At 62.0% G+C, this 23,969-nt stretch carries 23 protein-coding genes; 6 read left to right on the forward strand and 17 right to left on the reverse strand.

Annotation, left to right across the window (positions count from 1 at the left end):
* Positions 1–3: 3 nt before the first annotated feature.
* Positions 4–2,625, forward strand: a complete 2,622-nt coding sequence (gmtZ, locus tag BUS06_RS00405; RefSeq protein ID WP_083611325.1) for a gamma-mobile-trio integrase GmtZ — start codon at positions 4–6, stop codon at positions 2,623–2,625.
* Positions 2,622–3,284, forward strand: coding sequence for a gamma-mobile-trio protein GmtX (gene gmtX / locus BUS06_RS00410; protein ID WP_074262490.1), 663 nt, complete (start codon positions 2,622–2,624; stop codon positions 3,282–3,284). The genes gmtZ and gmtX overlap by 4 nt, the downstream gene beginning before the upstream one ends.
* 238 nt (positions 3,285–3,522) lie before the next feature.
* On the opposite strand, the gene BUS06_RS00415 is transcribed toward gmtX, so the two are convergent.
* The 3 genes from BUS06_RS00415 to BUS06_RS00425 form a co-directional block, all read right to left on the reverse strand.
* Complete coding sequence (locus BUS06_RS00415) at positions 3,523–4,092, reverse strand: barstar family protein (RefSeq protein ID WP_174567496.1); 570 nt, start codon at positions 4,090–4,092, stop codon at positions 3,523–3,525.
* Between the two features lie 7 nt (positions 4,093–4,099).
* Positions 4,100–4,516: a ribonuclease gene (locus tag BUS06_RS00420; protein WP_074262491.1), complete on the reverse strand. Its 417-nt coding sequence runs from the start codon at positions 4,514–4,516 to the stop codon at positions 4,100–4,102.
* 361 nt (positions 4,517–4,877) lie between these two features.
* Positions 4,878–7,172 carry an NADP-dependent malic enzyme gene (locus BUS06_RS00425; RefSeq protein WP_074262492.1) on the reverse strand — a complete coding sequence of 765 codons (2,295 nt, stop codon included), beginning with the start codon at positions 7,170–7,172 and terminating at the stop codon, positions 4,878–4,880.
* Between the two features lie 221 nt (positions 7,173–7,393).
* On the opposite strand from BUS06_RS00425, the gene thiL reads away from it, so the two are divergent.
* The 4 genes from thiL to BUS06_RS00445 are packed head-to-tail and all read left to right on the forward strand — an operon-like array spanning position 7,394 to position 10,015.
* A complete protein-coding gene (gene thiL / locus BUS06_RS00430) occupies positions 7,394–8,392 on the forward strand; it encodes a thiamine-phosphate kinase (RefSeq protein ID WP_074262493.1) in 999 nt (332 codons plus the stop codon).
* Positions 8,382–8,960, forward strand: a complete 579-nt coding sequence (locus tag BUS06_RS00435; RefSeq protein WP_074262494.1) for a phosphatidylglycerophosphatase A family protein — start codon at positions 8,382–8,384, stop codon at positions 8,958–8,960. The genes thiL and BUS06_RS00435 overlap by 11 nt, the downstream gene beginning before the upstream one ends.
* Positions 8,961–8,987: 27 nt before the next feature.
* Positions 8,988–9,488, forward strand: coding sequence for a CinA family protein (locus BUS06_RS00440; protein WP_074262495.1), 501 nt, complete (start codon positions 8,988–8,990; stop codon positions 9,486–9,488).
* A gap of 2 nt (positions 9,489–9,490) precedes the next feature.
* Positions 9,491–10,015, forward strand: coding sequence for a cupin domain-containing protein (locus BUS06_RS00445; RefSeq protein ID WP_074262496.1), 525 nt, complete (start codon positions 9,491–9,493; stop codon positions 10,013–10,015).
* 3 nt (positions 10,016–10,018) lie between these two features.
* Here BUS06_RS00445 and BUS06_RS00450 read toward each other — a convergent pair whose 3' ends face one another.
* The 14 genes from BUS06_RS00450 to mtgA all read right to left on the reverse strand — a co-directional run bounded on the left by BUS06_RS00450 (position 10,019) and on the right by mtgA (position 23,965).
* Complete coding sequence (locus BUS06_RS00450; RefSeq protein WP_074262497.1) at positions 10,019–10,300, reverse strand: helix-turn-helix domain-containing protein; 282 nt, start codon at positions 10,298–10,300, stop codon at positions 10,019–10,021.
* On the reverse strand, positions 10,297–10,623 hold the full coding sequence (locus BUS06_RS00455) for a type II toxin-antitoxin system RelE/ParE family toxin (RefSeq protein WP_074262498.1): 327 nt from the start codon (positions 10,621–10,623) through the stop codon (positions 10,297–10,299). The genes BUS06_RS00450 and BUS06_RS00455 overlap by 4 nt, the downstream gene beginning before the upstream one ends.
* A gap of 64 nt (positions 10,624–10,687) precedes the next feature.
* Positions 10,688–11,503, reverse strand: coding sequence for an orotidine-5'-phosphate decarboxylase (gene pyrF / locus BUS06_RS00460; RefSeq protein WP_074262499.1), 816 nt, complete (start codon positions 11,501–11,503; stop codon positions 10,688–10,690).
* An 89-nt stretch (positions 11,504–11,592) separates the two neighbouring features.
* A complete protein-coding gene (locus BUS06_RS00465) occupies positions 11,593–12,657 on the reverse strand; it encodes an aldose 1-epimerase (protein WP_074262500.1) in 1,065 nt (354 codons plus the stop codon).
* Between the two features lie 105 nt (positions 12,658–12,762).
* On the reverse strand, positions 12,763–13,686 hold the full coding sequence (locus tag BUS06_RS00470) for an SMP-30/gluconolactonase/LRE family protein (protein WP_074262501.1): 924 nt from the start codon (positions 13,684–13,686) through the stop codon (positions 12,763–12,765).
* Positions 13,683–14,483 (reverse strand): SDR family NAD(P)-dependent oxidoreductase, encoded by an 801-nt coding sequence (locus BUS06_RS00475; RefSeq protein WP_074262502.1) that lies wholly within the window; start codon positions 14,481–14,483, stop codon positions 13,683–13,685. Before BUS06_RS00475 ends, BUS06_RS00470 begins: the two co-directional genes overlap by 4 nt.
* A 40-nt stretch (positions 14,484–14,523) precedes the next feature.
* Positions 14,524–15,540, reverse strand: coding sequence for an L-arabinose ABC transporter permease AraH (gene araH, locus BUS06_RS00480; RefSeq protein WP_074262503.1), 1,017 nt, complete (start codon positions 15,538–15,540; stop codon positions 14,524–14,526).
* A 71-nt stretch (positions 15,541–15,611) separates the two neighbouring features.
* A complete protein-coding gene (gene araG / locus BUS06_RS00485) occupies positions 15,612–17,141 on the reverse strand; it encodes an L-arabinose ABC transporter ATP-binding protein AraG (protein WP_074262504.1) in 1,530 nt (509 codons plus the stop codon).
* Between the two features lie 196 nt (positions 17,142–17,337).
* Entirely contained in the window at positions 17,338–18,336 is a 999-nt protein-coding gene (locus tag BUS06_RS00490) for an arabinose ABC transporter substrate-binding protein (RefSeq protein ID WP_074262505.1), read from the reverse strand.
* Between the two features lie 193 nt (positions 18,337–18,529).
* Positions 18,530–19,366 (reverse strand): SDR family oxidoreductase, encoded by an 837-nt coding sequence (locus BUS06_RS00495; protein ID WP_074262506.1) that lies wholly within the window; start codon positions 19,364–19,366, stop codon positions 18,530–18,532.
* Positions 19,363–20,043, reverse strand: a complete 681-nt coding sequence (locus BUS06_RS00500; RefSeq protein WP_074262507.1) for a 2-dehydro-3-deoxy-6-phosphogalactonate aldolase — start codon at positions 20,041–20,043, stop codon at positions 19,363–19,365. The genes BUS06_RS00495 and BUS06_RS00500 overlap by 4 nt, the downstream gene beginning before the upstream one ends.
* A 44-nt stretch (positions 20,044–20,087) precedes the next feature.
* Positions 20,088–21,215, reverse strand: a complete 1,128-nt coding sequence (locus tag BUS06_RS00505; protein WP_074262508.1) for a 2-dehydro-3-deoxygalactonokinase — start codon at positions 21,213–21,215, stop codon at positions 20,088–20,090.
* Entirely contained in the window at positions 21,212–22,159 is a 948-nt protein-coding gene (locus BUS06_RS00510) for an IclR family transcriptional regulator (protein ID WP_074262509.1), read from the reverse strand. The genes BUS06_RS00505 and BUS06_RS00510 overlap by 4 nt, the downstream gene beginning before the upstream one ends.
* A 1,083-nt stretch (positions 22,160–23,242) precedes the next feature.
* Positions 23,243–23,965 carry a monofunctional biosynthetic peptidoglycan transglycosylase gene (mtgA, locus tag BUS06_RS00515; RefSeq protein WP_074265842.1) on the reverse strand — a complete coding sequence of 241 codons (723 nt, stop codon included), beginning with the start codon at positions 23,963–23,965 and terminating at the stop codon, positions 23,243–23,245.
* Between the last annotated feature and the right edge of the window lie 4 nt (positions 23,966–23,969).

Genomic DNA, 23,969 nt, shown 5'->3' on the forward strand with positions numbered 1-23,969 from the left:
AATATGTCAAAACCGAAGGAAAAGACCGCGTTAAAGGCTGTCACTGCCCTCCCCAAGAAAGTGAAGGGCCTCACACGAGCAACTGATGTCAACCTCGGCTGGGTTGAGCGCGAATATCCGCAAATCGCCGCTTGGCGCACGTTAGCGGTGGAGTGGCTTAAGGGTGAAACCACAGGTGTTGGCGCCAGGCTCTGGGCATTGACGACATTCTTCGAGCGCTACCTCATCCGGTGCGGACTACCGCTCGAGCCGGCGGTGTTCTTGGCGCGCGACACGATTCTGCCCGACTTCTATCGGACGGTGTGCCCGGACTCGCGTTGGGGCCTCAAATACAACAATCTCATTCACGCCTTCCTCCACTTCGTATTGCTACGCGACTTCAGCGAGCCAGCCGACGACGGTCAACTAGTGGTCGTGCCAGCCTTCAGAAACCCGATTCCTCGCCTGTCCGCGGCGGGGCAGCCGAAGCTCGATGAGAGCGTGCATTCCCCGTTACCCTACGGCTACATCGATGAACTCCGCCAGATACTCGTGGAGGGGCCGCATTTCCGTGACTGGCACTGGGCGCAGGGTAATCTTGGCGTTGAAATAGGGAAACGAGGTCTTAGCGCACCCGACTGGTTCGAGGTAACCGAAGACCTGATTGACCGGAACGACCCCGACTGCGTGTGGAGGTTGAGAACATTTCGTCAGAATTACCGGGGTGGCGCGGTGCTGGAGATGTGGAGCCCAGTCCGATGGGTAGCGATGCTCGCGAAGCTCATCTTGCCACTGCGCACCTTCCAAGTCCGCATGCTCGATTCAGGCGAAGCCGACACGTGGCGCTACGAGGCAGATGAGTGGGCGCTAAACAAAGGGCCACTCGCGCAAGGAGGCAAACGGGGGCCCGTGCAACAGGGCGTCTTCCGCCGGACTGCTCCTATCACTGATGGCGAGGCGCTCTCGACTGTGCTCTATATCAACACTAACAAGACCGCCGACATCGGCAGGTCCGGTGCTGAAAAGGGCTACCTCCTGCCATGGTCCTTCGGAGGGCCAGTGCATCAAGACGTCTTGTACTGGCTGGAAAAGCTGCGCAACTGGCAGGAAAAGTACAACCCTGTCTCGCGACGCACCGCCTGGACAGAACTGGACAGCCGACACATTGCGGCCAAGAGTGAGGTGCAATTGGCGAGCTACTCTGACACCTGCTTCCTGTTCCGCTTGCCGGAAGCACGTGAGAGCGAAAATCATCTTCCTTTGGCAGCGGGGGGACCTATGGACCGTTGCTGGTTCGGGCTGCTTGAAGTACTGGAACAACGGCTTGCGGACCGAGGCGAAACTCATCGTAATGGGGCGCCAATTACGTTTTTACCTCCAATCGCCGAGCGAAAAACCTATCCGACGACCCTCTTTCCCTTGCACAGCCTCCGGGTCTCGCTCATTACGGCACTTGCCTTGGAAGGACAGGTGCCGTTCCCTGTCTTGCAAAAGCTTGTCGGCCACAGTCGCTTGCTGATGACGTTGTATTACACCAAACCTGGGGCGACGCACATTCGCGACGTGCTGCTTGGGGCGGCAGAGCGTCTTGATGCGAACAAGGAGGCGAGCATTGAGAACTTCCTGTCTGATACCGAGCACGACGAGCTGCTGAAACGGGCCATCTGCAACAGCGTGCCCAGCCTTGCTGCCGCTATCCCGCAACATCCAGCTGCTCGCAACCTAGTCGGTTGGCTGCCGATGCACCATGGGCTCTGCCTAGTCGGCGGCAATACCAGCGAAGTGGAAGACAATGGCTCTGTGGGCGGCTGCTACAACGGCGGGACCCTTGTTGCCAAAGGCTCCTCAGCAGCGAATCCAAAATATGGCCCCGTGCCCGGTGGCAGTCGTAACTGCGTACGCTGCCGCTGGTTCGTGACTGAGCCACACTACTTGCCGGCGCTCGCCGCACACTTCAACGTACTTGCTTACCACTTCGACGAGTCCCGCAGCGTCTGTATGAACCACGAAAACACGCTACAAGAACTGAAGAAACAAAAAATGGACGCCGAAGAATCCGGTGGGCCGTTCGACCGGCTCGACACCTACCGGCAAGCCGAGCGGGTGTGGGAGAGTGCAATGAAGCGCTTTAGCGACTTGGCCGAGGACTTGGTGGCCTGCTGGCGGCTTATGGAACGCTGCAAAGCAGCCCTTGAAGCGCCGCAAGCCGACGGTACGCAACTGGTCGCCGCCGGCGCCACGGGTGACTTGAATATCGCCTTCGAGGAGACAGAGTCAGAGATGCTCCAACTTGCGGGCGTCTGCGAAAACGCTGAGGTCTATCCAGACCTTATGCCTGGCAAGGCAGTATTCCGCCGCAGCCAATTGCTCGACGCTGTGCTTTACCGTGACGACCTACCGCCAGTGTTCATACTGCTGAGCGAACAGGAGCAGTTGCTCGTGGGCAATGCCTTTATGCGGCGCCTCGCCCAACAGATGAACCCCGCGAACCCAGCATTGGGCCAACGGGAAGTGATTCGCCTAATGGACGCTGGCCTGGGCCTCGGGAGGTACTTCGATATTGACCTCACCACATTGCTGACCACCACAAGTCCCGTCCAAGCGTTTCCCGCAAAACGTCAAGTACTGTCGGGAGATAAGGTATGAATGTCGCGACGGATATCCACCCCGATGCTGTACTGGAGGCACTCTTGGCCAAGGGCGGGCGCTCTAACCGGCGGGCAAATCTGGCAAAGATGCACGAACTCTGTCGTAGGCAGCAAGGAGTGGGAGCGCGCGACTTCACTCTTCCCGCCATCGGCCGTCTGGCAGAGGCAGAAGGCATCATAAAGGGACGTGCTCTTTACAACGCTCAGTCAGTCGACTATAGGGCGCTGATTGAAGCTTGGGCCGCCTACGCCGGGCCGCCCGCGCCCAAGCCGCTAAGAACGCTGGCGAGCCACGAATATCTGATGCGTATCGAGGACCCAGCCATCCGCTCCCTCATGCAGGCCATCACCGTCGAGCGCGACAAGCTCAGGGCGCAAGTCAATATGCTGAAGGCTAACACGCAGGTGACCGTGGACCGTCGCCCCCTCGGGGCGACCGTCGCTGTTGCGACTGGCTCACAACCGGTGACCGTGCTTGCCATGACCGCGCTGCTCACGCCTTCGGAGCGCGAAGCCATGCTGAAGGCTGTTTCGGCAGACTACCTCCAAGAGCGAGGCCTCCGGGAAGGTAGCCATGGCGAAATCGTGAATGACCGAGGCCGGACGGTATTCGAGGTCGGATTCGCCCGCGCGATTCGCAAGGTGCTGGGCGAATGAAGCAGACGGCGTAGCAGTGCAGGCATGGGAAATGAAAAAGCGCCGACGGCAACGCGTCGGCGCTTGAAAGGAACGATGTATTGTGATGTATCAATACATCGGTGGTCGGGCTACCTCAGAAGGGTTGTTCAGCAACGCTTCTGAGGCATCCACTCCTGAATTATGTATCGTCAAGGTATAAGCCCAATTGGCGGGCCTTTGCTTTGTTCAGTCATGCGTATTCTGGCGATTCGGACGCTCAGGCGAACGAATAAAACACACGGAACGCCACTTTGCGCTCGGCCCAGAATTCGGAGGCCTCGCGGAATACGTCGAGCAGCGTTTCGCGCCCTTCCTTATCGAATTTCTGTGCCACCGGCAGCGCCTCCAACACGATGACGAAACCCGGTTGCGCACCCGCCTTGGCGACCAGATCGGTCAGGCAATCGTAGAGGGCATCGTAATTTTTGCCGAAGTGCTTCGGAAACAGAAATGACGTCGCAATCGTTTCGAGAACTTCTTGTTTGGACTGCGCGTTCGCACAGAACGCATACAGAAAGTGCTGGCCGAGCTGGCTGGCCTCGTCAGCGAGATCCTGCACGCGAAAGGCGCGGATCGACTGTACGATGTTCGGTCGTACGGTCTTGAAAAGACTCATAGGCCCCTCGTTCGATGAAAGCACAGTGCTGGCTTCGCTCTGGGTGTCCCGTCCGTCACCGGCCGTGCGCATCTGCATGACGCGCTGAAACATATTGCCGTCGCCGGCCGCGAAAAGATCCGTCGCGACTCCGGAGTCGTGCGCGTAGACGTTGTCGCTCATGCCGTTCATCCCGATGTCATTCAACAATACGATTAAAACTGGTGTAGTGGTCGTCCGAGTAGAAGCAATTATCGGTGCGCTGCAGCGGACCCCCACAGACAATGCGACGCGCGCCGCGATTGTGGGCGCGCGGCGTAGGAACGGTGTATTCGTGATAATAGCCGCGCCGATGCGGTGGCAGCAGCCCTTCGCGGTTGCCGAATACGATCCCGTCCTTCTCATACGGGTAAGGCCCGCCTGCGGCAATCAAGTTCAAAGTATTGACTGCTTCACGCGGTAACTGCGCGACCGCGATGGTGCCCTGCACCTGATTGTCGCCATTGCTGGGCGCCGAATAGTCCCGCGCAAACGCGCTGTTGACCAGACCCCCGCACAAACCGCCAAACGCCAGGGCGCCCATCAGCACGCCGTTGCGGAGCCACTTGCGTGCCATGAATCAGGTTCCCGCTGTCAGATCACGAGTTTGACGACCATGAAAGACGTAAGGGTATCGCTAATGGTCTCTGGAATCAACGTTCGTTCGGCGAACGAAAGGTTCCCATGTTGCGGGAACACGCCGCTCAAGCAATCTTGACGACTTTTGACAGATTTTTATAGCTTGGTCAAGATAAAATTAGCCTCGACGGTAGGGCGTGGAACGGGCGAATCTGGCCGCTCTATTTCACGCACAGTGAGGTGGATTTACCGTCGTGTTTGGTCTTTATTGGGTGACAATCCCCTGTTTGCCCAAAGGCGTGCCCATTGCGGGCACGCCTTTTTTTTCGCCTTGCGGCGCTCGTGTGGGCTATCGCCGCTTAGCGCGCGGCGATCACGTCTGCCACCAGCAGCGCCGTCATGTTGACGATCCGGCGCACCGTCGCCGAAGCCGTCAGCACATGGACCGGCTTGGCCGCGCCCAACAGGATCGGGCCAATCGCGATGTTGTTGCCGGCAGCCGTCTTCAGCAGGTTGTAGGAAATGTTGGCCGCGTCGATGTTCGGCAGGACCAGCAGGTTCGCGTCCCCCTCGAGCGTCGATTCGGGCAGCACTTCGCGGCGCAGGTTGTGATCGAGCGCGACGTCGCCGTGCATTTCGCCGTCTACTTGCAGGTCAGGCGCGCGCTCGCGCAGGATCTCGAGCGTGTCGCGCATTTTCTGGGCAGTCGGCGCGTTGCTGGTGCCGAAGTTGGAATGCGAGACCAGCGCGATCTTCGGCTCGATGCCGAAACGGCGCACTTCCTCGGCCGCCATGATGGTGATCTCGGCGAGCTGCTCAGGCGTCGGATCGACGTTCACATGAGTGTCGACGAGGAAAATCTGCCGGCCCGGCAGCACCAGTCCGTTCATCGCCGCGTAGGTGTTGCGGCCTTCCTTCTTGCCGATCACCTGGTCGATAAAGTGCAGATGGCGATGCGTCGTGCTGACCGTGCCGCAGATCATGCCGTCGGCCTCGCCCTTCTTCACCAGCATCGAGCCGATCAGCGTGGTGCGGCGGCGCATTTCGAGCTTGGCCATCTGCTCGCTGATGCCCTTGCGCGCCATCATCTTGTGATACGTCTGCCAGAAGTCGCGATAACGCTCGTCGTGGTCCGTGTTGACCACCGTGTAGTCCTGACCGTTGATCAAACGCAGGCCATAGCGCGCAATGCGCTGCTCGATCACCGCCGGACGGCCGATCAGGATCGGCTTGGCCAGCTTTTCGTCGACGATGATCTGCAAGGCGCGCAGCACGCGTTCTTCTTCGCCTTCCGCGAATACGATGCGCTTCTTCTCCGGCTCGACGCCACGGGCGAGCTGGAAAATCGGCTTCATCGTCGTGCCGCTGTGGTAGACGAACTGCTGCAGATGCTGCTCGTACGCGTCCATATCTTCGATCGGACGCTCCGCCACGCCTGATGCCATCGCGGCCTTCGCAACAGCAGGCGCGACCTTGACGATCAGACGCGGATCGAACGGTTTCGGAATCAGGTAAGCCGGCCCAAACGACAGGTCCTGGATGCCATAAGCCGTCGCGACGATGTCGCTCTGCTCCTGACGCGCCAGCTCAGCAATGGCATTGACCGCAGCAATTTCCATTTCCCGCGTTACCGTCGTCGCGCCCACATCCAGCGCGCCGCGGAACAGGAATGGGAACACGAGGACGTTGTTCACCTGATTTGGATAATCAGTGCGGCCCGTGCACAGCACGGCATCCGGGCGCACTTCGAGCGCCAGTTCCGGCAGGATTTCCGGCGTCGGATTGGCCAGCGCCAGAATCAGCGGCTTGTCTGCCATCTGCTTGACCATGTCCTGCTTGAGCACGCCCCCAGCTGACAGGCCGAGAAAAACATCCGCGCCGCCGATCGCTTCCGCCAGCGAGCGGGCGTCGGTTTCGCGCGCGAAACGCTCCTTGTCCGGATCCATCAGCTCGGTACGGCCCTTGTAGACCACGCCGGCCAGGTCGGTCACGGTGATGTTCTCGAGCGGCAGTCCGATGTCGACCAGCAGGTCCAGACAGGCCAGGGCGGCAGCGCCCGCGCCGGACGAGACCAGCTTGACCTCCTTGATGCTCTTGCCGACGACCTTCAGGCCGTTGGTGATCGCCGCCGCGACGACGATAGCCGTGCCGTGCTGGTCGTCGTGGAACACCGGGATCTTCATGCGTTTGCGGCATTCGCGCTCGACGATGAAGCAGTCCGGCGCCTTGATGTCTTCGAGGTTGATGCCGCCAAAGGTCGGTTCGAGCGCCGCGATCACTTCGACCAGCTTGTGCGGATCGGACTCGTTCAACTCGATATCGAACACATCGATGCCGGCGAACTTCTTGAACAGCACCGCCTTGCCTTCCATGACCGGCTTGGATGCGAGCGGGCCGATATTGCCGAGACCCAGTACCGCGGTGCCGTTCGTCACAACGCCGACCAGGTTGCTGCGCGAGGTGAAGCGCGCGGCATTCAACGGGTTCTCGACGATTTCTTCGCACGCGAACGCGACACCCGGGGAATACGCCAGTGCGAGGTCGCGCTGGTTGATCATTTGCTTGGTCGGCGCGATCGCGATCTTCCCGGGGGTCGGGAATTCGTGATAATCGAGAGCGGCTTCGCGGAGTTTGGTGTTGACGGGATTCGACATAAGGCGGGCTTGGAGTGCGGATTAGAATAGATACTCGACGGCATTGTAGCGCCATTCCCCATCGTGATTCCTGCAATCAGGGACATAGCTGCCGCGACTGAAATAAAGCGAAAGTTTTCGTGCCTCCGTGGTCGCGATCATTGCCGCGGCGCAGCAATTTAACCGTACAATGCGCGCCGTTGGCCGCTGCTAAAGCGCTTTTCCGTGCACGGACCTCTACTATGCTCTCCGAGTTTTCGCTAATCGACCGTTTTTTTGCGCGCCGCGCCGACGCCATGAGCCGGCGCCTTGAAGAGGGGGAACTCGGCATCGGCGACGATTGCGCTTTGCTTGCGCCGCGTCCTCGCGAAATGATGGCGATTTCGACGGACATGCTGGTCGAAGGACGTCATTTCTTCCCTGATATCGATCCGCACGCCCTCGGACATAAAGCGTTGGCGGTGAACCTCTCGGATCTGGCCGCGATGGGCGCGCAGCCGCAAGGGTTCACGCTGGCGTTCGCCCTGCCGGAGGCGCGCGAAGATTGGCTCTCCGCGTTTAGCGACGGCCTCTTTGAACTTGCAGAACGCTATGGTTGCGACCTGATCGGCGGCGATACCACTGCCGGACCGCTGAACCTGTGCATCACCGTTTTCGGCAGCGTCCCGCCACAGTTGGCGCTGCGTCGCGATGCAGCCAAGCCCGGCGACGACATCTGGATTTCCGGCACGCTTGGCGACGCACGCGCGGGACTGGGCGTGATACGCGGCGAGTGGTCAGCCGGTGAGACGGACGCTGCGACATTTCGCCGCGCCCTTGAACGCCCCGAACCGCGCGTCGAACTGGGCCTGGCGTTACGCGGTATTGCACATGCCGCGCTCGATATCTCCGACGGCCTCGCCGGCGACCTCTTGCATATCCTCGAACGCTCGCAACTCGAAGCGCGGGTCGACGCCGACGCCGTGCCCCGCTCGAATGCGCTGCGCAGGCTGCCCGCCGAAGTGCAACGCCGCTGCACACTGGCGGGCGGCGACGACTACGAACTGTGCTTCACCGCGCCGGTGAGCGCGCGCGCAGCGGTTGAAGAAGCCGGTCACAAGGTAAATCTTCCGCTCACCCGTGTCGGTACAATAAACGCTCCTGGGCCATCGGCAAACGGCCCTGCGATCCATTGGCATGACGCAACCGGCGCCCCGCTCACCTTGACCTTGCAAGGCTTCGATCATTTCCATGCAGACTGAACCCTCGCTCGGCCCAGCCGACGATTTGTCCGACGGCCCGTTACACGGAGGGCCGCCGGACTCGCCCGAGCCCCGTCCTGTCCGGCCGCGCCGGGCCACCGCGCGTTTCATGCTGACGCATCCGCTGCATCTGATCTCGCTCGGTTTTGGCAGCGGCCTGTCGCCGATCATGCCCGGCACGGTCGGCACGCTGTTCGGATGGGCATCGTTCGCCGTGCTCAACCGCTATCTGACGGTGCTCGACTGGGGCGTGCTGATTATCGTCGGCTTTTTCGCCGGCATCTCGATCACCGCCTTTACCGCGAAAAAGCTCGCCATCGACGATCCATCGGCAATCGTCTGGGACGAAATTGTTGCGTTCTGGCTGGTGCTGCTGATGGTGACCCCGATCACTTTCACCGGCCAGGTGTGGTCCTTCATTCTGTTCCGTTTCTTCGACATGGTGAAACCTCCGCCTATCCGTTACTTCGACCGCAGACTGAAAGGTGGTTTTGGCATCATGTTCGATGACCTGGTCGCCGCCTTTTTCACTTTGCTCGTGATCGCGCTGTGGCGCATGGCGGTCTGACCGTCACACGTTTTTCCGGACCTACGCATGGCTACCGATTCCGTCGTCCACCAACTCGCTATCCGCGTCAGCAACCGGTTGCGCGACGAACGCCTGATGCTCGTGACCGCCGAGTCCTGCACGGGCGGCATGGTCGCAACGGCGATTACCGACATCTCCGGCAGCAGCGGCTGGTTCGAGCGCGGCTTCGTCACGTATTCGAATCAGGCCAAGAGCGAAATGATCGGCGTGCCGCCGGATCTGATCGAAAAACACGGGGCGGTCAGCGAACCGGTCGCCCGCGCGATGGCCGAGGGCGCGCTGCGCAATAGCCGCGCGCAGGTGTCGCTGGCGATTACCGGGGTGGCCGGCCCGAGCGGCGGCACCGAGACGAAGCCGGTCGGAACGGTCTCATTTGGCTGGACCAACCGGCTGCATACGTCGGTGGAAACGGTTGTATTTAAGGGTGACCGCGAGAGAATCCGCGTTCAGGCGGCGGCGCATGCGCTGCGCGGACTGCTAGCGTTGCTCGACGAGCGCGAGCGATAACGATGCCGGTTTCCTCGTTGGCTAAAGACGATCTGGTTCGGCGCTTCGAGTTGCAGGCGCATCCGGAGGGCGGCTACTTTCGCGAAGCGTATCGCTCGGCGGCGAGGGTGGATCGTGATGGGGCCGGGGCTGGAGAAACGCGAGCGGCGTCTACGGCGATTTACTACCTGTTATGCGACGGCGCCCATTCGGCATGGCATCGGATCAAGTCCGATGAAGTCTGGCACTTCTACGCCGGCGAGCCGCTGCTGGTTCACGTTCTTGATGAGAATGGGCAACTGGTCACGCATCGGCTCGGCAACGCACTGACGCATCCTGGCACCGTGTTTCAGGCGGTGGTGCCAGCCGGTTTGTGGTTTGCAGCGGAATGCGCAGATCCAGCGACGTTCGCGCTGGTCGGTTGCACGGTCGCGCCGGGGTTCGAGTTCAGTGAGTTTGAACTGGCTGATGTCGACGCACTGCGAAGCGCCTATCCGGCGCAGGCGGAATTTATCGCGCGGCTGGGGCCGACGGCGCCGATCGATTAGCGCCTAGGCCGCTTCCAGTTCCACGTGCACTCGTCGACCCAGTGCGGTGGCAATGTTCACCAGCGCATCAAGCGAAAAGCGCGATACACGGCCACGCAGTAAATCGTTGATGCGAGGCTGCGTCACACCACAATGCGACGCCGCTTCCACCTGCGTCCATCCGCTCGATTTAACAAGCTCGGCGATCTGCTGCATCAGTTCGGCGCGAGTACGCAAATTGGCAGCCTGCTCCGGCGTATCAGCTAGTGCGTCCCAGACGCTGGCGTAGGTTTCGGTTCGAGTCATTTCACACCCCTCATCAGTTCGTTATATCTCGCCTTGGCAACGTCTACATCACGTTGCGATGTGGCCTGAGTTTTCTTCTGGAAGGCATGCAATACATACACCGCTTCGGCCACGCGAGCGGTGTAAACAACACGGTAAGTGCCGGACTCATCCCAGACACGAAGTTCCTCTACGCCCCTGCCAATCGAAGGCATGGGCTTAAAGTCGTCCGGCTGGTGACCTCGTTGCACTTTGTCTAACTGATAACCCACGTCCTGCCTGGCGTCTTCCGGGAACTCGCGCAAGCACTTCAGCGAGTCTCCAAGAAATCGCACTGGCTTCATGAACGAGATTATATCCAAATGGATATAATTCGCAAGAGGTCATCCGCGCTAGCTCGCCCTTCCCTCACCGATACCCATTAATCCGATCCCGCGTTTCCATCGCCGCCTTCGCCGCGGCCTGCGCGTAATCGTCGCCCTTGCCCGCATAAATAATCGCGCGCGACGAATTGATCAGCATGCCCGTACCCGCCGCGGTGCGCCCCGCATTCACCGTTGCCTCGACATCGCCGCCTTGCGCGCCGATACCCGGAATCAGCAGCGGCATCTCACCGACAATGCCGCGCACCACCTCGATCTCCTTCGGGAAAGTCGCGCCCACCACCAGCCCGAGCTGGCCGCTCGCATTCCACTTCTGCGCCGCCAGTTGCGCGACCACCTGATACAGCGGGCGCCCCGCCGTATCCAGAAACTGCAGATCCGAGCCGCCCGGATTCGACGTCCGGCACAGCACGATCACGCCTTTACCCTCGTGTTCCAGATACGGCTCGATCGAATCGAAGCCCATATACGGATTGACGGTCACCGCATCGGCCTGGTAGCGCTCGAACACCTCGCGTGCGTATTGCTCGGCAGTGCTGCCGATATCACCGCGCTTCGCATCGAGAATCACCGGCAGGCCCGGATGTTGAGCGTGAATATGCGCGATCAACTCTTCAAGCTGGTCTTCCGCGCGATGAGCGGCGAAGTACGCAATCTGCGGCTTGAATGACGAGGCATAAGGCGCGGTCGCGTCGACGATCGTGCGGCAAAACTCGAAGATCGAATCGGCGCGGCCGGCGAGCGCCCCCGGAAATTTCGCGGGCTCGGGATCAAGGCCGACGCACAGCAGCGAATTCGTGCGCTGCCAGGCGTCGTTGAGTGTCTGGATAAAAGTGGACATATCGGGCTCGCGGCGGGCTGATGAAAGAAGTGGCGCGCGTATTCTACCCGTCCTCGCGCAGAGCACGGCGGGCAGGCTGCCACCTCCTCTCACTGCCGGCGCGAACCCCGCGCCCCTGCCGCTGCGCGCAAGCCGGTCCGTTCGACCGTAAACCGGAACGAGCGGCGCAAGTGCTCGCCGCGCGCCAGCATGGTCATGCCATGGGAGGCCGCCCCGCCGGGCAGGTTCATCGCATTAATCGGATGATCGACCGGCTCGAAGCAAAAGAAATCCTCGCCCGGCGGCGTGTAGAGCACGTAGTAATCGGTATCCGAGGCAATCGTCAGCGACAGTCGCCGCTTTGGCCAGACCACCGCGGCCTGTCCGCTCCAGCCGGTAAACGCGTGATTGACGATGGTTTGCGGCAACGGATAAGCCACGCCGAACTGCCACGCCGGCGGCGCCGGCACGTGACGCAGCGGCAGCCAGTCGTCACCCTGCAACCAGAGTCCCGCGGCAGCCGCGGACAGCTCAGTTTGCGCGTCGCGCACCAGAAACGGATGGATGCCGAGACCGAACGGCAGCGCATCGCGTCCCGTGTTCTCGACCTCGAGCGTAATCACGAGCGTCGGGCCTTCGAGCGCATACGTCTGCGTCGCGCGGTATGCGAAGGGCTTGCCATCGCTGCGGTCAAGCGTCAGGCGCACGCGGTCCGGGCTCGTTTCCGCCACACCCCAGTGGGCCAGCCAACCGTCGCCATGAATGGGCAGCGGCTCAGCCACACGATTGCGCGGCACGTCGATGCGTCGCCCGCCCACGCCGAAATGACCGCCGCCGATGCGATTCGAGTAAGGCAGCATCGGATAGCACGCCAATTGATTCGGATCGGTATCGGTCGCGACGTGACGGCAGCGGCGGAATATCGGCACCAGCGCGCCGTCGCTGCGCCAGTCGAAGCGGGTGATGCCGCCGCCAAGCGACGGCGCCACGTCGAGCCGCAAATGGGTGTTGGCGAGCGTCACGCACGCCACGTCGCCGCCACTCGTCTCACCCACCGCCACCGCCGATGTGCTCGGCCCCGCCAGCACCGGATGGGCGGCGGCCGCCAGCCGGGCGCGGCGCGTCTGTGCAGTCTGGGAATTCTGTGAAGCGGATGCGAGATTCGCTACAGTCATATCAGGCTCCAATCGAGAGGCGTGAGACGTTGCCGTCATCGCTGACGGATGTTTTATTGGTGGGCGCCTTGGCCGGCTGCCTCTTTGAGTCCTTCCTTGCTCAACTCACTCGTCCTGCGTCCTGCACCGCAGCGGTGCGCCCTGAAATACCGCTTCGGGCAAGCCTCGCTGTCCCGGCACGGCCACAAACACGCCGCCCGCGCGGGAGTCGCCGGCAAGCGCCGCCGCATCCAGATCGGTACGCGCGCTCGTGATGTACAGCGTGCCAAGCTGTGCGCCGCCCAGCGCCACACAACTCGGTTGCACGGTCGGCACCGTGACGCGCGCGGTTTCGACACCATCGGCGCCGTAGCGCACCACGCGAGCGCCGCCCCACTGCGCATTCCACAGGCCGCCGTCGCGATCGACGGTCGAACCGTCGGGCTCGCCGGTCGCGTCCGCGAGCGTCGTGAACACCCGGTCGTTCGCGATACTGCCGTCCGCGCCGTAATCGCACGCGCGAATCTCGCGGGTCGGCGAATCGCAGTAATACATCGTCGCGCCATCCGGACTGAACGCAATGCTGTTCGAAATCGCGGGCGCCGGCAGCGGCAGGCGCTCGAGCGACAGATCGCGGTTCAGACGGTAGAACCCACCCACTGCGCGTAAGGGCGAACCCTCATCCTTCGTACCGAAGACGAAACGCCCCTGACGGTCGCAGCGGCCGTCGTTGACGCGTGTATTCAAACCGGGCTCGACATCGACAATACGCTCTGTCTCGCCAGTTGCAAGGTCGAAGAACGCCAGATGCGAGGCGAGTCCGAGTAAAAGGTAGTGCGGATTGGCGCAGAGCGCAAATGTCGCGAGCCGTTCCGGCATGCGCCAGAACGTGCTGCGGCCGTCGCGCGGGTCATAGCGCCAGAGCTTCGCGCCTTCGATGTCGGTCCAGTAGAAACGGCCGCTGCGCGAACACCACGTCGCGCCCTCGCCGAGCGTGCATTTGGCGTCGACCAGCAGCGCCGCACGCGTAACAGGCACGGCTGCGCTCACGCCCAACCTCCATCCACGACGAGGTCCTGTGCGGTGATCATGCTGCTGTCGTCGGCGGCAAGGAACAGCGCCATACGTGCCAGATCAGCGGGCATCAGCTCGGCATCGATGCACTGGCCATCCTTGATCGCACGGCGCCCCGCATCGTCGAGCCACAGGCGCTTTTGCTTCTCGGTCATGACCCAGCCCGGCACCAGCGTATTCACGCGGATATTGAAGTGGCCGAGATCGCGCGCCAGACCGCGCGTGAGGCCCTGCACGGCCGATTTCGACATCGTGTAGACCGGAAAGCCACCCTGCTTCAACATCCAGCTAATCGAGCCGAGATTGATGATCGAACCGCGTCCGGCCACTTTCATGTCGTCCATCACGGCCTGCGCCACAAAGAACTGGTGGCGGATATTCACGGCAATAGCCGCATCGAAAAACGCCGGCGTCACCTCTTCGATCTTGTGACGCTTGTCGTTCGCAGCATTGTTGACGAGCACCTCGACCGGGCCGAGTGCCGCTTTGACATCGGCAACGGCCTTGCGCAGTGCGTCGAGGTCAGTCAGATCGCAGGACAGAAACAGCGGCTTGTGACGCGAATCGCCGAGTTCGTCCGCAAGCGCCTCGCCGGCGCTCGCGTCGATATCGAAGAAGGCAACCCGCGAACCCTGTGCCGCAAAATGCTCGACGAACGACGCGCCAATCCCGGTCGCGCCGCCCGTGATCAACACGATGCGGTCTACAAGACTCGGATAACGCGCGTACACGTTGTCCGCCTGGCGGGCGTTGGCATTGGCAGGTGACGACATCGTTCGTTTCCTCAGAAGGCAGTTAGTCAGACGCCGCGCGTCAATCGCGCGAGCCGCGGTTCTTCAGCTGGTCGAGCAGCACGGCAGCGAGCAGGATCGCACCGCGCACCAGGTACTGGTAGAACGCGTCGATATTCAAAAGGTTCATCACGTTTTCGACCGTGCCCATGATCAGCACGCCGATCACCACGCCCGAAATCGTCGCACGGCCACCCAGCAGCGAGACTCCGCCCAGCACGCACGCGGAGATCACGTTCAGCTCGAAGCCTTCGGCAGCGTTCGGCTGACCCGAGGTGATACGCGAAGCGAGAATCACACCGGCCAGCGCGGTCACCGCGCCTTGCACCAGGAAGATGTACACGCGGGTGCGTTCGACGTTGATGCCAGCGAGACGCGAGGCTTCCGGATTGCCGCCGATTGCCAGCGTATTGCGGCCATACACGGTCTGGTTCAGCATCACCCCGAACACGACGAAGCACAACAGCGTGACCCAGATCGGCAGCGAGACGCCGAACATCGACAGGCCGCCCAGCGCGATAAACGTATCCGACGACACGCCCACCGCCTGACCATGCGACACGATAAAGCCGAGGCCACGGACGATTTCCATCGTCGCGAGCGTGGTGATCAGCGCATTGATGCGCAGGTACGCAATCACAGCGCCGTTGATGAAGCCGATCACGCCACCCGCCACGACTGCTGCAATGATGGCGATAAACGTGTTACCCGTCGCGTTGAGCACCATTGCGCACAGCACGCCGGCAAATGCCACGGTGGAACCCACGGACAAATCGAAGTCACGTGAAGCGAGACAGAACATCATCGTGCACGCGACCATGCCGATCTGCGAGATCGACAGCGCGAGCCCGAGCATGTTTTCGATCGAGAAGAAGTGATCGACGGTCAGCGACATCGTAATGAACATGATCGCGAAGATCACGATCAGGCTGTAGTCGGTGACCTGCTGCCACCATTTCTGCTTGTCGTTGCTCTGCGGAATCAGCGCTTCGGCGGCACTCTTGGCGGCCTGTTGCGCGAGGTTTTCTCTGGCTTGCATTTGATTACTCCTCCCGTTTTCGTCACGGGCTGACGGGTTATTGGGGACTTGCGTCCGGTCGGTGGTCGATATCAGGCCGCTTCGGGCGCGGCGGCTTGCGGTGCGGTCGAACTTTGCGGCAATGCGAGACTCAGCACTGCCTGCTCGTTCGCCTTGCTGCGCAGCAACTCGCCGGAGATGCGCCCCTGCCGCATCACCACGATCCGGTCGGACACGCCGAGCACTTCCGGCAGCTCCGACGAAATCATCACGATCGCGCAACCCCGTTCCGCAAGCTGATAAATCACGTTATAGATCTCATGCTTCGCGCCGACGTCAATGCCGCGTGTCGGTTCGTCGAAAATCACCACTTTCAGATCCGGCTCCGCGAGCCAGCGCGACAGAATCGCTTTCTGCTGGTTGCCGCCGGAGAGGAAACGGATCTTCTGGCGACGGCTCGGCGTCTTGATCTTCAGCAGCTTGATAAAACTGTCCGCTGTTTGCGCTTCTTTCTTGCGGTTCAGGAAGAAACCTCCGCGCAAATAGTGACGGCGACAGCTGATGTTGATGTTCTCGGACACGGTCGCCATCGCGACGATGCCCTCTTCCTTGCGGTCTTCCGGGCACAGCACGATGCCGTGGCGAATCGCTTCGCCGGCGCTGCGCACCTTGATCGGCTTGCCATCGAGCACGATCTCGCCGTTCTTCTTGCTGTCGGCGCCGTACACGAGGTGCATCAGTTCGCTACGGCCCGCGCCCACCAGACCAAAAAAGCCGACGATTTCACCGCGCCGCACTTCGAAGTTGGCCGGCTCCTTGAGCGCGTGCCCTTCGATCCCCTTGGCGGCAAAGCGTACTTCGCCGAGTTCGCGCGGCTTGTAGCTATAGATGTCCGAAATCTCGCGGCCGACCATTTCGGCCACGATCGTGTCGCGCTTCACGCCTTCCAGCGTCGGATGCGAGGCCACCTTGCGGCCGTCGCGGAAGATCGTGCAGGCGTCGCACAACTCATAAATCTCATCCATCCGGTGCGAGATATAGATCATCGCCCGGTTGTCGGCGCGAAGGTCGCGCACCAGTTTGAACAGCACCTCGGTCTCGCTGTGCGACAGCGAGCTGGTCGGCTCGTCCAGCGCGATCACACGCGCATTGCGCAGCAGCGCCTTGCAGATTTCCACCATCTGACGCTGTGCGATCGAGAGCCTGCGCAGCTTCGCGTTCGGATCGAGCGCCACGCCCATCGCTTCGAGCCGCTCGCGCACGAAGCGTTTGGCTTCGCGCTTGTTGACCCAGCCGAGCGAGTTCGGTAACTGGCCAAGCAGCAGGTTTTCCGCGACCGTGAGGTCGGGCACGTATTGCAGTTCCTGGTGAATCACGGCGATTCCGGACGCAATCGACGCGGCCGCGCTACCGAAGCGCACCTCGTTGCCATCGATCAACAGGCGGCCGGAATTCGGCTGATATTCACCACCGAGAATCTTCAGCAAGGTCGATTTCCCCGCGCCGTTCTCGCCCATCAGGCCGTGCACCTGGCCGACGTTCACGTCGAAGGACACGCCGTCGAGCGCACGCACGCCTGGGAAGACCTTACCAATATTGTCAAAACGCAGCGTCGCTGACACTTCGCCTCCTGTTGCATCCTGTGAACCGAGCGGTCCGGCGCGTTTCTCCCGCGTTGCCGGCACACCGGTTTGTCTCTACTGCTGTTGCGCCTGCGAGCACGGCAATTGATCCGCGCCTTGCATGTGCTGCCGGGACGACCAGGCGCCGGATCATTGCTGTCCGGCGCCCAGCCGCTGCACGTCTATTAAAGACTGCTTACTTCGATGCCAGACCCATCTTTTCACGCACGTCCGCGACGTTGTCACGCGTGGCCAGCATGCCGGTCGTCAGCGTAAGTGCCGGCGGTTCCTTGCCTTGCGTGATCCAGTCGTACATCAGCGTCGAGGTTTCTTCGCCATGGCGCTTCGGGCTGATGATGACGGTGCCGTAGAAGCCCGTCGGCGTCGGCTTCTTGAACTCGTTCAGAGCCGAGTCCGAACCGCCGATACCGATGCCGATCATGTTGTCCGCCTTGAAGCCGCGGCCTTCCGCTGCACGCACAGCGCCGAGCACGGCTTCGTCGTTCAGGCCGTAGGCAATCCAGTGCTTGAATTGCGGGTTCTTGGTGAGCGCGATGTTGGCGGCGTTGAAAGCGTTTTCCGTATCGGTCTTCGCTTGCGGCGCTTCGATCACGTTAGCCTTCGGGAAGCCGGCGGCCACGAGCGCGTCGGTTGCACCGCCGGTGCGGTCGACTGCGGTCGGCAGCTGGTTGTAGGTCACGTCGATCGCGCCCACATCCTTCATGTCCCAGCCACGCTTCTTGATTTCCGCAGCCAGACCGTCGCCGACCTGCTTGCCGATGTTGTAGGCCGAAATGCCCATATGCGGCACCGATGCGATCGGCTTGCCGGCACCGTCGACGAGGCGGTCGTCAACCGTCATCATCTTCAGTCCGTCAGCCTTCGCCTTGGCGACGATCCCCGGTCCAAGTTTGACGTCCGGCGTGCAGATAATGAAGCCCTGCGCCTTCTGTGCAGCCAGGTTGTCGATCGCGCTCATCACCTTCTCGCCGGAAGGAGCACCGATTTTCACCAGCGTGAAACCCTTTTCCTTGGCAGCGATCTCGGCGAACTTCCATTCGTCCTGGAACCACGGTTCTTCCGGCTGCTTCACCAGAAAACCGATCTTGACCTGATCGGCGGCCTGGACGACCGGTGCATTGAACAGCACCCCTGCTGCTGCAGCTGCCAGCGTGAGGAAAATTCTACGTTTCATGTTGCAGTCTCCTGACTAATTAGTAGATAACGAGAAGGTATCGGCCGCGTCTTCTTATCCGGTCCTTGACACACGCGGCCAGCGCGTCAACCGGCTGAAACTGATCGTCGCGCTCTGCGGCGCTTCGCTTCGTTGTGCTTCACAGCGGCACACTTTCCACGGCGTGCCGCCTGGGTTTTCTCCAGACGGTGGCTCAGTCGTGATACAGCGCTGAGCGCCCGCCATCTACCGTGATACAGCTCGCGTTGATGAACGGTGCCTCGTCCGAGGCGAGAAACACTGCCGTCATCGCGACTTCTTCCGGGCGGCCGATTCGCTTCATCGGCTGCAGATCGAGCGTCGCCTGCTGCGCGGCCGCCGGGTCCGGCTGACCGTTCCACCAGTCATGCGTCAACTGCGTTTCAATGTAGCCCGGTGCGATTGCGTTGACGCGCACATTGCGCGGCGCGTATTCGATACCGAGGGCCCGGGTCAATCCAATCACACCGTGCTTCGCAACCGGGTACGGGAAGCAGCCCGGGATGATCTTGAACGCATGTGTCGAAGCGATGTTCACGATGCTGCCCGCACCACGTTCCACCATTCCCGGCAACACCGCGCGGCAACCGTTCCAGACGCCGTCGAGATCCACCGCGAAGCAGCGGCGCCAGTCGTCGTCGGTCATCGTCAGCGGGTCGCAGAACACGTTGATGCCGGCGTTGTTGACCAGCACATCGACCGCGCCGAAGGTGCTTTCCGCTTCGTGCACGGCGTGCTGCACCGAGGCGGATTGCGTCACGTCGGTCTGCACCGCGAGTACTCTGGCGCCGCTTGCTGCAGGGCCACGCGCTGCACTCGCGCCATTCGCACTGCCGGCGCCACTTGCCTTGCACGCCGCCTCGATGTCGCGCGCGGTGCGCTGCGCGGTTTCAACATCCAGTTCCGCCAGCACGACCGCCGCACCTTCGCGCGCAAACGCCAGCGCGATGGCTGCGCCGATGCCGCGACCGGCACCGGTAATCAACGCGACCTTGTTGGCGAGCCGGTTCATTTCTTTGCACTCGCCCGTGCGATTCGCAAGCCGTTGATATAGGCCCGCGCATGCGACGCCGTCGCCGCCACATTCTGGCCCGGCTTGTAAAGCGCAGAACCGAGCCCGAAACCATTCGCGCCTGCGGTCAGGAACGGCCCCATGTTGTCCGGCGTAATGCCGCCGACTGGCACCAGCGGCACCTCGGCGGCGATCACCGCGCGCCAGGCTTTCACGACCTGGCAGCCAAGCTGTTCAGCCGGGAACATCTTCAGCACATCTGCCCCGTTCTTCAGCGCGAGGAACGCTTCGTTCGGCGTAGCGACGCCCGGGGCACACGCGAGGCCACGCGCCTTCGCTGCCGCCACCACCTCGGCGTCGCTATGCGGCATCACGATCAGTTCGCCACCGGCCAACAGCACATCGTGGACGAAGCTCGCATGCAGGACGGTGCCCGCGCCGACGATCGCATCGGCCGGCAATGCCTTGCGGATCGCGGCAATGCTGTCGAACGGCTGCGGTGAATTCAGCGGCACTTCGACGATCCGAAACCCCGCCTCATACAGCGCCTGAGCATGCTCGGCGGCGTCAGCCGGCGTGACGCCGCGCAGGATGGCGATAAGCGGACACGCTTCGAATGCCGCCATCAGACCGGCATGCGGCAGATACGGAGCGGGTAGGTTGATATGAGGTTGCATGTCGATTCCTTGTCTATGTCGTGCGCGGCCGCTTAACCTTCTGACTAACCGCCGACGGCGCGTGCGGCCTGTGCAGCACCGGACGCCGGCGCGACAAGCCCGGCCTGCGTCGCGATGCGCCACAGACCGCGTTCGGTGGCTTGCCGGGCCAGTTCCGCCTCGGTACAACCGAATTGGGTCAGCGCGAGCTGATAACGCCCGCACAGCGCCTCATTGCCGATCAGGCGCAGCGCGTGCCCGTCGAGCTTGCTTTGATGTTGCACGAGGACCGCGTCGAGGCCGGCAAGCTCATGGCCGATCAGCAGACCTGACAGATAGTCGGGCTGCTGCTGGCCCGCGAGTTGCCCGGTCAGGCCGAGCGTGCGCGTGCTGAATATCGTGGCGAGCACCCCAGCCTGCCCTTTCAGGCGTGCGTTGTTCACGCCGCGCAGAAATGCCTCGGTGTCCATACGATCGGGCGTCACCATGGTGCGGCCGAGAATCGTGTGCTCCCGCAGGGCTGCGAAGACTTCGCCGGTCATGAAAGTATGAAAGCGCTCGATGCGGCTGCCACGCACCACCACCCATTTCGCGTGCGTGCCGGGCAGGCCGATCAGTTCGTGCTGTCCATCGGTTGCGGCTGCGGGGCTATCGCCGAGCGCGCCGAAAATTTGCGTTTCTTCGCCACGCATGACGTTCGGCAGTTCGCCGCGCTCAAGCACGCCTGGCACGATATGCAGCGTCACGCCCCGTGCCGTTTGCACACGGACGATGCCATCGACCAGCGCATCGGCGCTCGCCGGCGCATCCACATAGGGTGCTTCGAGCCAGCCTTGCGCACTGCCGACCATACCGGCTGCGATCACCGGGACATTGGGTGCACGCTCCAGCCAGGCGCCGCAAGCGGACTCGAAGGCCGCATCGAAGCCGCCATCAGCCGCCGGACGCGGCAGATTCATGATGCCCGCGGTCGACTCGCGCGTGTCCAGCACGTTACCGGCGGCGTCGAACAGATAGGCGCGCAACGATGTCGTGCCCCAGTCGAGCGCGACCAACGCGGCCTGATCGAGGCTGACGGCCTGCGTTTGCGCGGTTGCTGCGCCACTCGCGTCGAGCGCGGCGTCCGTCAAGCTGGCGGCCTCTACAGCGCCTGCGAGTTGAGCGGCCGGCATGGGGGAACCCGCTTGCGTCATCGTTTGATCCTGCGCGTCGCCGGCTGCGGCACACGCCAGCCGAGTTCTTCCGAGATGGCGCGTGCTTCGCGCTGCACGACTGGAATCAGTTCGTCCATCCGTTCGAGCGACATATAGGGAATCGTGCTCGCCACCGACAGCGCCGCGACGATCGAACCCGACGCATCGCGCACGGGCGCGGCGACGCATCGAATCGACGCCTCGTTCTCCTCGAGGTCGAACGTATAGCCGCCGGCCGAGTAGTTCGTCATGCGTTGCATGAAGGTCGGCATGTCGGGGCGGTTATCGGGTTTGAAGCTGACGCCAGCGAGCGCACGACGCGAGGCGTCGAATAGCGACTGCCAGGAATCGGGCGTGAGATCTAGCATCATCGCCTTGCCGATGCCAGTGGAGGCCAGTGGCATGCGGTGCCCCACGCGCGAGCGCATTTCCAGACCGCGCGTGCCGGGGATCTTGTCGATGTAGAGCACGTCGTCGCCATCGCGCACGCCGAGGTGGATCGTATCGAGCGTCTGTTCGGCGAGCGATTCGAGATGTTGCCGGGCCACGGTGGTGAGCGGCATCTGTTCGAGCGCGATGGTGCCGAGTTCGATCAGCTTCGGGCCGAGCAGATAGCCGCCTTGCACCTGACGCAGATAGCGCGCCTGGACGAGGCTGCTGACGAGCCGGTGCGTCGTGCTGCGGGTCGTGCCGAGCGCGGCGCCGAAGGTACGCAGATCGCGTACACCCGCGGCAGCAGCTTCGAGAATCGCGAGACCGCGCAACAGGGTCTGCGTGCCGGCTTGCTGCGGCGTGATGTCGAGCAGCGTGCTGGGCAGCGCGATTCCGTCGGCGGGGGCATGTGAGCCGGGCGCACCGTTGGGCGTGCGGGGACGCGATTGCGGCAGGGCTTCGGAGTCGGCGTCGTGGTCGGCTGCGGCGTGGGTGGACATCGCTTTGTTCATGGCGATTGGGCGACTGGTTGGGGTGTTAGCGCGCGGGACCGGCGTGGCGGCCAGAGAAACGGGACGGCGCGCTATATGCGCGCGATTGCTGCCTGACGGTGAGGGGCATGGCTGTTGTCTCCGATCGTATGGTCCAGCCGGCCGCGCTTGCTGGGTGCGCGGAGGTTCTGGACTCTTTTTGCCTTGCAGGCGGCTCTAATTCGCGCTCGGCGCGTAGGCTTATTAGCCGTGCTCTGCAGGCTTGGTGCTTCGGATTGTAGGGCGGTTTTATTCAAATCTCCAATATGTGAGTGTTGTATTCATATAATGGGATTTGGCCGCTGGGCGCGGGTTTTGGGGGGTTTGCCTGCGGCGCCTTGGTTTGGTTTGTTGTTCTTGTGGTGTTGGCCTTTCCTTGCTTTCTTATCGGTTTGCTTGCGTTGCCCCTGTGCGGGGCGGCACCTACTTTTCTTTGCCGCCGCAAAGAAAAGTAGGCAAAAGAAAGCGGGCTCACACCGCCAGCCTGTAGGTGTGCACCACTGGCATGAAGCCGGAGTGGTACGCGCACGAAATCGTCCCTCGCGCACTCACCCCTCGTGACAAAGGACTCATCCATCCCGCCCGCACACTACGTGCGCGGCGGATCGGTCAGCAAGGGGAGACGGTGAGTATGGCGCGCAGAACATGCCGAGCGAACTCGGCCGGCCGTACGTTCAATTACACGATCGCAAAAGCGGAGCTCGGCAGTCCACCGAATAGGCCGACACTCAGTAAAGTTAGAATTCCTGCAGAGTTTGCAGAAGGGGGGTTATGCCCGACGGCGGGGCGCGAAGCGCAACGCTGGAACGGATGAGCGCTGTGTCACTGACGGGTGTGGAGCGAGAGCGCAATGCGTGCGCGGACCACTCCGGCTTCATGCCAGTGGTGGACACCTACAGGCTGGCGGTGTGAGCCCGCTTTCTTTTGCCTACTTTTCTTTGCGGCGGCAAAGAAAAGTAGGTGCCGCCCCGCACAGGGGCATCGCTAATAAACCACTAAGAACGCAAGGAAAGGCCAACACCGCAAGAACAACAACCCAACCCAAGCCGCCGCAGGCCCCCACCTTCATTCTGGCAATTCAGCCGCCCCCATCCGATGAGCAATCACCCCCGCCCTCTGCGCGAGATACGGCGAACTCCGATGCTCATCAAAATATTTAGGCCTCGGCAGCATCACCGCCAGCCGCGCCGACTGCCACGCGGTGAGCTTAGCCGCCGAAGTCTTATAGTAATAGTTCGCGGCAGCCTGAGCCCCATAAACCCCATTCCCCCACTCGACCGAGTTGAGGTAAATCTCGTAGATCCGCTCCTTGTCCATCAAAGTCTCGAGCATCCACGTGATGATCAGCTCCTGCCCCTTACGGATATAACTCTTCTGCCGCGATAGAAACAGATTGCGCGCCAGTTGCTGCGAAATCGTAGAACCGCCCGCCACGATCTTGCCGCGCGCCTTGTTCTTTTCCCACGCCTGCAGAATCGCGTCGGTCTCGTAGCCGTTGTTGTTCACGAAGTTCGCGTCCTCGGACGCAATGATCGCGCGCTTGAGATTGCGCGAGATCTGATCGTATGGCACCCATGTATGCTGGATCGACAGGTCGGGGCGGTCCTGCGAGAGCGTCCACGCGTCCGAGCGCATGAATGCCGTCGACTGCGGATTGACGTAGTTCCAGACGCCAATCTGCACGAAGTAGAACAGTTGCGTCGCTATCCAGGCAATCGCGACCACCGCGCCAACGTAAAGAGTCCAGCGGGTCGGTCCCGGCCTGCCTGATCCCCTCGTTCGCGCCATCATC

This window comes from Paraburkholderia phenazinium (assembly GCF_900141745.1).
Lineage (GTDB): Bacteria > Pseudomonadota > Gammaproteobacteria > Burkholderiales > Burkholderiaceae > Paraburkholderia > Paraburkholderia phenazinium_B.